Annotated in this window: 11 protein-coding genes; 5 read left to right on the forward strand and 6 right to left on the reverse strand. The window is 62.8% G+C overall.

Annotated features, from left to right (window positions below):
* Positions 1 to 12: 12 nt before the first annotated feature.
* The 6 genes from FJV77_RS17125 to FJV77_RS17150 all read right to left on the reverse strand — a co-directional run bounded on the left by FJV77_RS17125 (position 13) and on the right by FJV77_RS17150 (position 6,498).
* Positions 13 to 1,416 (reverse strand): MATE family efflux transporter, encoded by a 1,404-nt coding sequence (locus FJV77_RS17125; RefSeq protein ID WP_142867952.1) that lies wholly within the window; start codon positions 1,414 to 1,416, stop codon positions 13 to 15.
* 290 nt (positions 1,417 to 1,706) lie between these two features.
* Positions 1,707 to 2,468: a glucose 1-dehydrogenase gene (locus FJV77_RS17130; RefSeq protein WP_142868001.1), complete on the reverse strand. Its 762-nt coding sequence runs from the start codon at positions 2,466 to 2,468 to the stop codon at positions 1,707 to 1,709.
* A gap of 11 nt (positions 2,469 to 2,479) precedes the next feature.
* A complete protein-coding gene (locus FJV77_RS17135) occupies positions 2,480 to 3,292 on the reverse strand; it encodes an ABC transporter permease (protein ID WP_142867953.1) in 813 nt (270 codons plus the stop codon).
* On the reverse strand, positions 3,292 to 4,155 hold the full coding sequence (locus FJV77_RS17140) for an ABC transporter permease (protein ID WP_142867954.1): 864 nt from the start codon (positions 4,153 to 4,155) through the stop codon (positions 3,292 to 3,294). The genes FJV77_RS17135 and FJV77_RS17140 overlap by 1 nt, the downstream gene beginning before the upstream one ends.
* Positions 4,156 to 4,217: 62 nt before the next feature.
* Positions 4,218 to 5,381 (reverse strand): spermidine/putrescine ABC transporter substrate-binding protein, encoded by a 1,164-nt coding sequence (locus tag FJV77_RS17145; protein ID WP_142867955.1) that lies wholly within the window; start codon positions 5,379 to 5,381, stop codon positions 4,218 to 4,220.
* On the reverse strand, positions 5,362 to 6,498 hold the full coding sequence (locus FJV77_RS17150; RefSeq protein ID WP_142867956.1) for an ABC transporter ATP-binding protein: 1,137 nt from the start codon (positions 6,496 to 6,498) through the stop codon (positions 5,362 to 5,364). Before FJV77_RS17150 ends, FJV77_RS17145 begins: the two co-directional genes overlap by 20 nt.
* Positions 6,499 to 6,617: 119 nt before the next feature.
* Here FJV77_RS17150 and FJV77_RS17155 point away from each other — a divergent pair, with 119 nt between their 5' ends.
* From FJV77_RS17155 to FJV77_RS17175, 5 genes are all read left to right on the forward strand, one after another.
* Positions 6,618 to 7,421: a LuxR C-terminal-related transcriptional regulator gene (locus tag FJV77_RS17155; RefSeq protein ID WP_142868002.1), complete on the forward strand. Its 804-nt coding sequence runs from the start codon at positions 6,618 to 6,620 to the stop codon at positions 7,419 to 7,421.
* Between the two features lie 194 nt (positions 7,422 to 7,615).
* Positions 7,616 to 8,533, forward strand: a complete 918-nt coding sequence (locus FJV77_RS17160) for an AraC family transcriptional regulator (protein ID WP_142867957.1) — start codon at positions 7,616 to 7,618, stop codon at positions 8,531 to 8,533.
* 229 nt (positions 8,534 to 8,762) lie between these two features.
* The gene (locus tag FJV77_RS17165) at positions 8,763 to 10,034 is read left to right on the forward strand and encodes a sugar ABC transporter substrate-binding protein (protein ID WP_142867958.1); all 1,272 of its coding nucleotides are present in this window, start codon (positions 8,763 to 8,765) and stop codon (positions 10,032 to 10,034) included.
* Positions 10,035 to 10,137: 103 nt separating this feature from the next.
* Positions 10,138 to 11,004 carry a sugar ABC transporter permease gene (locus FJV77_RS17170; protein WP_142867959.1) on the forward strand — a complete coding sequence of 289 codons (867 nt, stop codon included), beginning with the start codon at positions 10,138 to 10,140 and terminating at the stop codon, positions 11,002 to 11,004.
* A complete protein-coding gene (locus FJV77_RS17175) occupies positions 11,001 to 11,828 on the forward strand; it encodes a carbohydrate ABC transporter permease (RefSeq protein ID WP_246691291.1) in 828 nt (275 codons plus the stop codon). The genes FJV77_RS17170 and FJV77_RS17175 overlap by 4 nt, the downstream gene beginning before the upstream one ends.
* Positions 11,829 to 11,840 lie beyond the last annotated feature (12 nt).

The raw sequence follows: 11,840 nt of genomic DNA on the forward strand, positions 1-11,840 counted from the left end.
ATTGGTGCGCCATCAATGGCTGAAGACGAGCGGCGGTGCGATGTGGTCACGCCGCAGCCAGCGGGCCAGGAGCAGCACCGCCACCACGGCCAGTCCCGAAGCCAGGCCGATCCAGATGCCGACGCCGTGCAGGCCGAAATGGAAGGCAAGCAGCACGCCAAGCGGCAGGCCGATGCCCCAATAGCCGATGGCGGCATAGATCATCGGCACCTTGGTGTCGTGCAGGCCGCGCAGCATGCCGGCAGCAACAGCTTGCGCGCCGTCGAAGATCTGAAACAGCGCGGCAAAGGCCAGGAACGACACGGCAAGGGCGATCACTCGGGCATTGACCGGATCGGTCATGTCGATGAAGGCACCGATCAGCAGATGCGGCCACAGCACCATCACCAGCCCCATCAGCGCCATGAACGAGACGCCGATGACGAAGGCGGTCCAGCCGGCGCGTGAGACGCCTTCCGGATTGCCGGCGCCATGGGCCAGGCCGACGCGCACCGTGACCGCCTGGTTGAGACCGAGCGGCACCATAAAGGAGATCGAGGCGATCTGGATGGCGATGGCGTGCGCCGCCAGCGAATCCGCATCGATCAGGCCCATCAGCAGGGCGGCGGCGTTGAAGATCGTCACCTCGAAGGCGAGGATGCCGGCGATCGGCAGGCCAAGCCGCAGCAGGCCCTTGAAGCGCGGCCAGTCGGCGCGCCAGAAACGGCCGAACAGCCGGTAGCGGCGGAACTTCTTCTCCAGCATCACCACAGCGGCCAGGCCGCAGAACATCAGCATGCTCGACAGGGTGGTGGCAAGTCCCGAGCCGGCAATGCCCATCGAGGTGACGCCGAGATTGCCGAACATGAACACCCAGTTGAAGAAGGCGTTGAAGGCGACGGCGACGAAGACGATGACCAGCGCCCAGCCCGGCCGTTCCAGCGCCGAGATGAAGGAGCGCAGTACGATATAGCCGTAGAAGGGCAGAACCGCCCATTCGAGCCAACGCAGATAGATGCCGGCCTGGTGGGCCAGAACGGGCTCCTGTCCCATCGCCAGCAGGATTGCTTCACCATGCCAGAGCACGATCCAGATCGGGATAGAGATCAGGATTGCCAGCCACAGGCCCTGACGCACGGTGCGGCGCAGGTCGCGCACCGAATGGCGGCGGCGGCCGAGCTCGGTGGCAATCATCGGCGAGGTCGCCAGCATCAGGCCGAGACCGAAGATCAGCGGCATGAAATAAAGGTTGGCGCCGAGCGCGCCGCTGGCCAGCGTGTCCGCTCCCAGACGCCCCATCATCATGACGTCGGTGGCGGTCATCGCGGTCTGGCCGAGATTGGTCAGCACCATCGGCCAGGCCAGCGCCAGCGTCGCCCTGATTTCCTGACGCCAAAGATTTTCCGGCGCACGAGCGCCGGCTTCGATCGCAGACATTGTCCTGCTCTTTCCGATTGCGGCGCGTCGGCAATAGGCCGGAAGCCGCACTTCCAAACGGCAAAACCTTCGGTTTCGCAGCGTTTGCGCCGTTCTATTGGACGAAATGCGACATTAAGGCAAGGGAGGAGGGACAGGCAGCGATTGAGCCAGAGACGCGAGACCCTCCCACCCGGCCGTCCTTAGAGCGGTTCAGCGTTTTCACGGAATCGCTGAACCGCTCTAAGTATTTATTTTGACGCAATTCCGGACGGAAAACCGTTACACACTTTTCCTGGAATTGCTCTAGATCAGCCGATGCTTTCGCCGCCGTCGATGACCAGTGCCTGGCCGGTCATGAAGGATGAGCGGTCGGAGACGAGGAACAGGATCGCTTCGGCGATCTCCTCGGCGCTGGCCCAGCGACCCATCGGGATCTTGGTGCGGACATAGGTCTCGATCGCTTCGCGTCCGCCCATCTGGGCGATGAACGGCGCGTTGAAGGGCGTATCGACCCAGCCGGGGCAGAGCGCGTTGACGCGGACATTATGCCGAGCATAGTCCAGCGACATCTGTCTGGTCATCGCCACCACCGCATGTTTGGAAGTGGCATAGGCGATCATCTCGCGGTCGTAGAATACGCCGGAATTCGAGGCCGTGTTGAGGATAACGCCGCCACCTTGCGCGACCATTGCCGGCATGACGATCCGCGCGGCCAGAAACTGCGCCCGCACATTGAGCCGCCAGGACGCATCCATGCCGTCGACTTCGACCTCGGTCAGCGCCCCGCCGACCTGGATGCCGGCATGATTGTGCAGGATGTCGATCCGCCCATGCTTGTCGAGCGTGCCACCAATGAGTTGCTCGACAGCCGTGTCGTCAGCGACATCGGTCGCGATCGCTTCTGCCTGCCCGCCCGCCGCGCGGATGTCGCAAGCCGTCGCCTCGCCGCTGGCCTGTTCCCGGTCGGCGATGACCACGACCGCGCCCTCCCTGGCCATGATCATGGCGCCAGCGCGACCGATGCCGGAGCCGGCGCCTGTCACCACGGCGATGCGGTCTTTGAGGATCATGATCTCGGCTTTCAGTTTGCCGGCTTGCGCTGGCGCAGCTGCCATTGGGCAAGCACCACAAGCAGGACCGAGGCGACGAGCACAATCGTCGCAATGGCGTTGATTTCCGGCGTGACGCCGCGCCGGATCGAGGCAAAGACGTAGATCGGCAGCGTCGTCTGCGCGCCGGCGACGAAGAAGGCGACGATGAAATCGTCGAAGGAAAAGGTGAAGGCGAGCAGGAAGCCGGCGACCACCGCCGGCATGATCTGCGGCAGGACGATCGAGCGGAACGTGGTCAGCGGCGTGGCGTAGAGATCGCTCGAAGCTTCGACCAGGTTGCGGTCGAGGCTGGCGAGCCGTGTGCCGACGATCATCGTCACCAGCGCCATCGAGAACAGGCCATGCGCGGCGATGATCGATCCATAGCCGAGCGACAGGCGCGGCGGCTGGTCGTCCGGCCAGATCGAGGCGAGGAGCGGATTGAGCACGCCAAACAGCTGGACGAGCGCGACCAATGTCGAGATGCCGATGACGACGCCGGGAACGACGATCGCGGCACCTATCAGCGCGTCGAAGACGGCCCGGGTTCTGACACCGACCCGTGCCAGGCCGAGCGCGGCCGCCGTGCCGCACACTGCCGCCAGAAGCGCGCTGGTGGTGGCGATGAACAGGCTGTTCTTCAGCGCCTCAACCAGGAACGGGTTCGACAGCGCCGTGCCGTACCACTGCATCGAAAAGCCGGTGAACTCGCTGGCATGGCGGCCGGCGTTGAAGGAAAACAACACGACCAGCGCGATCGGCAGATAAAGGAAGGCGAAGACGGCGGTGACGAAGGCGCGCATCAGATCAGATCCACCCTGCGGGTGCCCGACACCCGTGTCGAAATGCGGTTGGCAGCAATCAGCACCACCACCGAAACCGCCACCAGCGTGATGGCGATGGCCGATCCGAACGGCCAGTTGCGCGACTGCAGGAACAGGTCGACCAGCGCGTTGCCGATGAAGAACACCTTGCCGCCGCCAAGCAGCGTCGGGATGAGGTATTCGCCAAGCAGCAGGATCATGACCAGCGAGAAGCCGGTCATCACGCCCGGCAGCGACAGCTTCAGCGTTACGCCCAGGAAGGTCGAGAGCGGCGTCGCGCCGAGATCGGCGGAGGCTTCCAGCAATCGCCGGTCGAGCCGTTCCAGGCTGACATAGATCGGCAGGATCATCAGCGGCAAATAGCCATAGACGATGCCGAGCAGAACGGCGCCCGGCGTGTTGATCAGCCTGACATCCTCGATGCCGATAAACGCCAGCAGCGCCGGGATGCCGCGTCCGCCCAGAATGTACATCCAGGCATAGGTGCGCATCAGAAGGCTGGTCCAGAACGGAATGACGACCAGCGCAAGCAGGATCAGCCGCCAGCGCTGCGGCGCCTTCAAGGCAAGGTAGTAGGCAACGGGGTAGGCGACGAGCAGGCAGGCAAGCGCACCCACCGGCGCCAGCATCATCGTGTTCCAGAAGGCTGTCGCCCGCGCCGGAAGATTGGCGTATTGCGCCAACGTGAAGGCGGCCTGGTAGCCACCCTCCGGCGCCCGCTCGCCGACGCTGAACACGGCAATGGCTATGAACGGCAATACCAGGAACACCACCAGCCACGCCGTTGCCGGTGCAAGCAGCAGAGCTGTCAGAAAATTGTGCCGAAATCTGTTGCCGCGCATGAAAACCGCCCCGAGGCCGGCGGACATAGGCCCGCCGGTTTTCCGTTTCATTCAGGCGAGCCTCAGGCCGATTTGAATCGGGCCATCAGTTCGGCGCGGCCGGGATCGGTCAGCGTTGCCGCCGCGCCGAATTCCAGCGGCGTCAAAAGGTCGGCCGCCGGATAGAGGATCGGATTGTCCAGCACTTCCTTGGGCAGCAGCTTGTTGACCCGCGCATCGGTCGACGGCGCGCCATTGGCGAGGTGCTCCTTCACCGCGACCTCAGGGTTCATCAGATAGTTGAGCAAGGCATAGCCGGCCGGCTTGTTCGGCGCGTCCTTCGGGATGGCGTAGAAGTCGGTCCAGATCTCACCACCCTCCTTGCCCAGCACATAGGCGATCTCTGGGATATCGCGATGCAGCTGCGCGCCGTCATTGGTCCAGCACATGGTCATCCAGGCGTCGCCCGCCCGCATTCCCGGCTGATAGTCGGACGAAACCGCGAACAGATGCGGCTTGACCTTGAGCAGCAGTTCCTCCGCCTTGGCGAGCTCGTCCTGCTTCAGCGAGTTGAAGGAATAGCCGTAATATTTCAGCGCGTTGCCGATGGTGGTCAACTGGTAGTCGTGCACCATGGTGCGGCCGTCGCCTTCGGTCATGGCGGTGTCCCAGAACTCCTTCCAGCTCGTCATCGGCTTGGTCAGCTTCTTGGTGTTGACGGCAAAGCCCGTCGTGCCCCAGTTCTTCGGCACCGCGTAGGTCGTGCCGTCGATCGTGCCTTCCGAAGTAAAGCGGGGGTCTTCCTGGGAGCCGTCGAAATTCGGCAGCTTGGCCATATCGAGCGGATCGATGATGCCAAGCTTCTTGTAGGTCGAGATCGTGTAATTGGTCGGCACGAACAGGCTCCAGCCCGAAGCGCCGGCCTGCAGCTTGGCCAGCATCTCCTCATTGGAGCCGAAGACGTTGACCTCAACGGCGACGCCGGTGTCCTTCTTGAAGTTTTCGAAGGTCTGCGGGTCGTGGTAGTTCGGCCAGGTGGCGATCGACATGCGGTCGCCAAGGTTTTCGGCGGCAAAGGCCGGCGTCGGCATGATGCCGATCTCGCGCGCCATCACCGCGGTTGCGATGCCAAGGCCGGTGAGGCCAAGGAAGTCGCGGCGGCCGATCGAGCCGCGCTTCAAACGCATCAGTTGGTCGACGAATTTCTCAGGGCTTATCGGCAGTCCGTCACGATATGATTTCGACATTTTTTGCTACCCTCTGGTTGGTCCCGTTGTTCTTGATCTCCGGGAACGCCAGCGGCGTCCCGGAGGCAAAGCCGATGGCGACGGGTTCACCCGGCTTGAAGAGATTGCTATGGCCGATCACATGGTCGGCCTTGGCCAGCAGCGTCCCGATGCCCTGGACCTCGATGGCGTATTCCGCCGTCGAGCCCAAAAAAATTCGGTTGCGCACGATGCCCTTGAACGGGCTGCCTTCCGTGGCGCCGAGGCTTAGCGATTCAGGGCGCAGGCTGACCGAAACGCTCTCGCCCTTCTGCAAGGCGGTTCGCTTGCGCGCCGCAATGACGGTGCCGTCGGCGAGCGCCACATTCACCAGATCGCCCGTATGCCCAGCCACCTTGCCGCTCAACAAATTGGTCTTGCCGACGAAATCGGCGACGAACAGGTCCGCGGGCTCGTCATAGATCTCGCTCGGCTGCCCCAGCTGGACAATGCGGCCACCATTCATGACGCAGACGAAATCGCTCATCGACAGCGCTTCCTCCTGGTCGTGGGTGACCAGCACGAAGGTGATGCCGATCTCGCGCTGCAGGTTCTGCAGCTCGATCTGCATGTCGGTGCGCAGCTTCTTGTCGAGTGCTGCCAGCGGTTCGTCGAGCAGCAGCACCGCCGGCTTGTTCACCAGCGCGCGCGCCAGTGCAACGCGCTGCTGCTGGCCACCGGAGAGTTCGTGGATCTTGCGGCCGCCATAGCCGGCAAGCCGCACCATTTCGACCGCTTCGCCGGCGCGCCGGCCGATTTCCTGCGACGACAGGCGCGGCCGTGCCTGGCGCAGCCCGTAGGATACATTGGCTTCCACATCGAGATGCGGAAACAGCGCGTATTGCTGGAACACCATGTTGACCGGCCGGCGATAGGGCGGCGTGCCGGCCATGTCCCGGCCGCGGATCAGCACCTGACCTTCGCTCGGCTGCTCGAAGCCGCCGATCATACGCAGGCATGTCGTCTTGCCGCAGCCGGACGGGCCGAGCAGGGCGACAAAGGCGGAGGGCGGAACGGCGAGATCGATGCCGGTGACCGCGGTCACCGCGCCATAGCGCTTGGTGACGCCGCGAAACTCGATGTCGGGCACTGCGGTCAAACTGCTGGCTCCAGCAACAGGGCTACTTCAAGACGCTACCAGAGCCAATGGCGGCTAGTATATACCTCGCAGGTGGTATATCTGATCTATTTTCTCGTTTAAGGGGGTATGGTTTGAGTGTGTCCCGCAGCGACGAATACGCCCAGCTCGCTGCGCTTGTCGCGGCAACGCGAGAGACCAGCGGCGACCTTTTCGGCCAGGCAATGGTCGGCTGGCTGCGGCAGCATGTCAGCTTCGACCACTGCGTGATCTTCGGTTATCGCGGCGCCTCGCGGCCACTGCTGCTGTTCGAAACCTTCTCGCCGGCCGAAAGTCATGTCTTCGTCACGCTCTATCAAGAAGGGCCTTATCTGCTCGACCCGTTTCATCACGCGGCGGTGGAGCGCAAGGAAGGGTTCTGGCGCATGCGCGAACTGGCGCCGGACCGCTTCTACGCCAGCGAGTATTTTCGCACCTACTACAGCCAGACAAGGCTCGCCGAGGAGGTCGGCTTCTTCGTGCCATTGCCCGGCAAGGATGCGCTGGTGCTGTCGCTGATGCGATTGCAGGCCTCGGGGCCCTTCGGCACCGCCGATGCCAGGCTGCTGCGCGACATGGCGCCGGCGGTGATCGGTTTCGCCCGGGTGCGCTGGCCAGCTCTTGCGTCCGATGAGCAGGACGAAGCGGAGCAAGACGAGACGATCGCCGCGATCAACGAGTTCGACCGCGCTCACATCTGGGAGAGCCTGTCGCTGACCCCGCGCGAAAAGCATGTCGTCGATCTGGTGCTGCAGGGGCATTCCACCGAATCGATCGCGAGAGCGTTGCGCATCGTGCCGGGAACCGTGAAGGTTCATCGCCGCAACATCCACCGCAAACTCGGCATCAAGTCCCAGGCCGGACTGTTCGCCCGCTTCATCGAGATCATCGAGAGCCGGCGTTGACGTCGTGAAGGCAGAGATCGTTCACTTGCCGTCGACAGACTAGAGCGTTTCCCCGTTTCAGGGAAACGGCGGAACCGCTCTATCTCTTTGTTTTTACGCAATTCCGGGCGGAAAACCGCTCACACTTTTCCTGGAATTGCTCTAGGAACTGTCCGAGACCGGATCGCATCCGGATTTCGCCCGGAGAGCGGACGATGGCATTCAGGCGCAGAAAGAACACGGCCGCGATCCCGCGCACGGTGCCTGCCTTCGAGCACATCGTCACCGAGGCGAGCGACAGTTTTCTGTGGCGACTCGACGACTATCCCTGGGAGCGCAATGTCTGGAATTTTCATCCGGAATACGAAATCCATCTCCTGAGGAAGTCTTCCGGTGTCGTGCTGGTCGGCGATCACATCGGCGAATTCGGGCCGGGCTACCTGACCATCGTCGGTGGCGGGCTGCCGCATGATTGGGTGACGTCGGTGCAGCCCGGTGAGCTGATCGAGGGCCGCGACATCGTTCTGCAGTTCGATCCCGAAAGGCTGCGCGGATCGGCCGGGTTATTGCCGGAACTGCGCGAACTGGAGCCGTTCCTGGAGCGGTCGCTGCGCGGCATCGTCTTTCACGGCAAAACCGCGCTCGAAGGTGCCGCGCTGATGGAGCGGATGGGCACGGTGCATGGGCTGGCCCGGCTCTGCCTGTTCCTTGAGCTGGTCGACCTGCTGGCCAGGACCGACGAATACGAATTGTTGTCCTCGCCGGATTTCTCACCCGCCCTGGATGCAACCTCGCTGGACATCATCCAGCGCACGCTGACTTATCTGTTCCAGCATTTCGCCGAGGATCTGAAGCTGCCGGAGGTGGCCGAACTGGCCGGCATGAGCGAAAGCACGTTTTCGCGCTTCTTCCAGAAGAACACCGGCAACTCTTTCAGCGACCACATCGCCAAGCTCCGGCTCTGGCAGGCCTGCAAGCTGCTGGCGGACACGGACATTCCGATCACCGACATCTGCTTCCAGGTCGGCTATATGAACATCTCCAACTTCAACCGCGCCTTCCTGCGCAAGCACAGGATGACGCCGTCATCCTATCGCAAGCTGTCGCGGCAGCGGCTGACGATGCGCGCCTGAAACCCGGCCTTCCCGGCCTATCGGTACTCATCTGACGGACACCGTTCCCAAGGAGCCGATTTTGCAGCGCACAATGCATAAAAGTACAGGTCTGCTGCAACGGGGCTTCTAGCGCGGCCTTTAGCAACTCCTCATTTTGGCGATGGGTGGCTTGTCGCTCGGGCGATGGCGAGGATCGCGCAATCCGAGGACTTCCGCTTCCTGCGACTGTACCTGGAGGAGAAAATCGATGAAACCAATTCGGCTCGCTGCGAGCATAAGCGCAGCTTTCATGCTTACAACGACCCTCTCGACCATGGCACTGGCGGCGCCGGTCTGCTCGGCGCCGGTCAAGGTGCTGGCGCAGCCGCGTGACGGCCTGACGCTGCTGGAAGAGTCCAAGGACGAGTTCCAGAAGCTCGCCGGCGCCAGCTTCCAGATCGACTATCTCAACGAGAACGACCGCCGGGCAAAATCGCGCGCCGATGCGTCCACCGTCGGCAACTACAACGTCTACTACGTTGACGAAGCCAATGTCGCGCTGTTCGCCTCGTCGAAATGGATCGTGCCGCTCGCCGATTATTATCCGGCTGATTATGACTATGCAGATTTCGATCCGGGCCGGCAGAAGGTCGCCACCTATGACGGCAAGGTCTGGTTCGCGCCGCTGACCGGCGGCGGCGACCTGATGGTCTACCGCAAGGACGTTCTGGAAGCCGCCGGGATCCAGCCGCCGAAGACGCTGGACGAGCTGATCGCCGACGTTCCTAAGCTGACCGATCCGGCCAAGGGCATGTATGGCATTGCACTTCGCGGAGCGCGTGGTTCGGGCGCCAATGTCTGGCGCTGGATGCCGTTCTTCAAGGCCTATGGTGGGAAATGGTTCGACGGCGACAAGCCGGCTTTCAACTCCGAGGCTGCCGTCAAGGCGACCGAGACTTATCTGAAGCTGTTCAAGGATTCGGCGCCCGGCACACAGACCGGCAGCTGGGATGAATCGACCGGCGCGTTCCTGTCGGGACAGGTCGCCATCCTCGTTGAATCGACACCGCTGTCGGGCATGGCGGTCGACCCGAAGACGTCGCAAGTGGTCGGCAAGATCGGCTTCCTGCCGCCGCCTTCGCCGCTGACCGGCGGCGGCTATGGTCATGGCCTTGCCATTGCTGCCAAGGCCAATGCCGATGACGCCTCGAAGCAATGCGCCGGCCTGTTCATCGCCTGGGCGACGTCGAAGGAGAATGAAAAGCGCCGGCTTGACGCGCACCAGTTCGGCGAGCTCAACCGCACCAGCATCTTGTCCAGCAAGGAGTTCGCCGACATCTATGGCGCCGATCTCGGCCAGGCACTTGCCGAGACCGGCAAGGTGACGGCGGTCAACTTCTGGCAGGATCCGCGCTGGCCGGATCTCGGCGACCGCTTTGGCATCATCCTGGAAGAGCTGGTCACCGGCACACGCACCGACGTCAAGGGCGGCCTCGACGAACTCGAGGCCTACGCCAACGAGCTGGTGAAGAAGAAGTAATCCTCCCGCCCGCGGCGCGCGGCCCACGGCATTCGATTGGATGCCGAGACCTGTGCGCCGCGGGTCTCCCACCACTCTTGCAAGGCTCAGCCGAGGATTGGTAATGCGCCGACGCTCTTCCCTGCCCGTGACGTTTCTGGTTCCGACGCTCGCCATTCTCCTGGTGCTGTCGATGGTGCCGACGCTCTACGCCATCGTCATCGCCTTGCAGAACCGCGAACTGAGTTCGTCGGACTATTCCTGGGTCTGGTTGTCGAACTTCATCGATCTCTTCCTCGACCGGCGTTTCCTCAACGCCGTCTGGGTGTCGGTGAAATGGGAAATCGTCACCGTCGTGGCGACAATGGTTGTGGCGATCGGACTCGGCGTGCTGATGTTCGAAGTCGCGTCACCGAGGCTGCGCAACATCTACTGCCTGCTGTTCATCATCCCGGTGCTGTTGCCGCGCGTCTCGGCGGCCTTCGTCTGGAAGTTCGCCTATCATCCGCTCTACGGCATCGCCACCTACCCCTACCGGTTGATCACCGGCGGGCTCATTTTCGACCCGCTGTCGAAACCATCGACGGCGCTGTTTGCCGTCGCCTCGGTCGATGTCTGGCAGTGGGGACTGTTCTTCGCCGTCATCGTGCTGAAGCTTTTGGAGACCTTGCCGCCGCAGCCGATCGAGGCGGCGCGGCTCGACCATGCCAGACGCTGGCAGATCCATGCCTATGTGACCTTGCCTATGCTGAAGGCGCCGCTGATCAGCCTGATGTTCGTCAAGATGATCGAGTCGTTGCGCTCCTTCGACCTGATCTATGTGATGACGCGCGGCGGGCCGGGCGTAGCGACCGAGACGCTCGACATGTACGCCTTCTCGCAGGGCTTCATCGAATCCGGCAAGGTGTCCTACGCCTCGGCCATGGCGGTGCTGATGATGATCGCGACCGTCATCACCTTCACCATGCTGTGGAAGCGGGTGCAGGCATGAGACCATATCGCATCAGACTGGGGCGCCTCGTCGGCAAAACAATCCTGGCGCTGGCCGGCTTCGTCGCCGTGTTCCCGCTTGCCTGGACCGCGCTCAACTCGCTGAAGAACAATGTCGACATCATCACCCGCGTGCCGCGTCTGGTGTTCACGCCGACCTTCGACAACATCGCCTACATCCTTGGCCGCGACAGCGTCATGACCGGGCTCTACAACTCTGTCGTCGCCTGCGGCTGCGCGGTGCTGATCGGCGTCGTGCTCGGCCTGCCGGCGGCCTATGCGGTGGCGCGCTATCCCAACCGCTTCGCCGGCGACATCCAGTTCTTCGTGCTGTCGCTGCGCTTCCTGCCCCCGGTCGCGGTCGCCATACCGCTGATGGTGATCTGGCTGCAGATCGGCCTCTACGACACGCTGCCGGCGCTGATCGTCACCTACTCGCTGCTCACCATCTCGGTGATCATGTGGCTCGCCATCCCTGCCTTCCAGAGTGTGCCGAAGGAGATCGAGGAAGCGGCCTTCGTCGACGGCTACGGCGCCTATTCAGTGTTCTGGCGGATCGCGCTGCCGGTTGCGGCGCGCTCGCTGATCGGCGCCGTGGCCTTCAGCTTCGTGCTGGTGTGGAACGAGTTCCTGATCGCGCTGATGCTGTCCAGTTCCAACGCCAAGACCTTGCCGATCGTCGCTTCCGAACTTTCCCAGCAAGGCATGAACGTGCCGTGGGGCATCCTCAACGCCTCGGTCGTGCTGTTGTCGCTGCCGCCATTGCTGTTCCTCGGCGTGCTCAGCGGCTTCCTGAATTCCGTTTTCCGGCCAAAAAAGACTTGATGCGAGGATTTT

The organism is Mesorhizobium sp. WSM4306 (genome assembly GCF_007003975.1).
Taxonomy (GTDB): domain Bacteria; phylum Pseudomonadota; class Alphaproteobacteria; order Rhizobiales; family Rhizobiaceae; genus Mesorhizobium.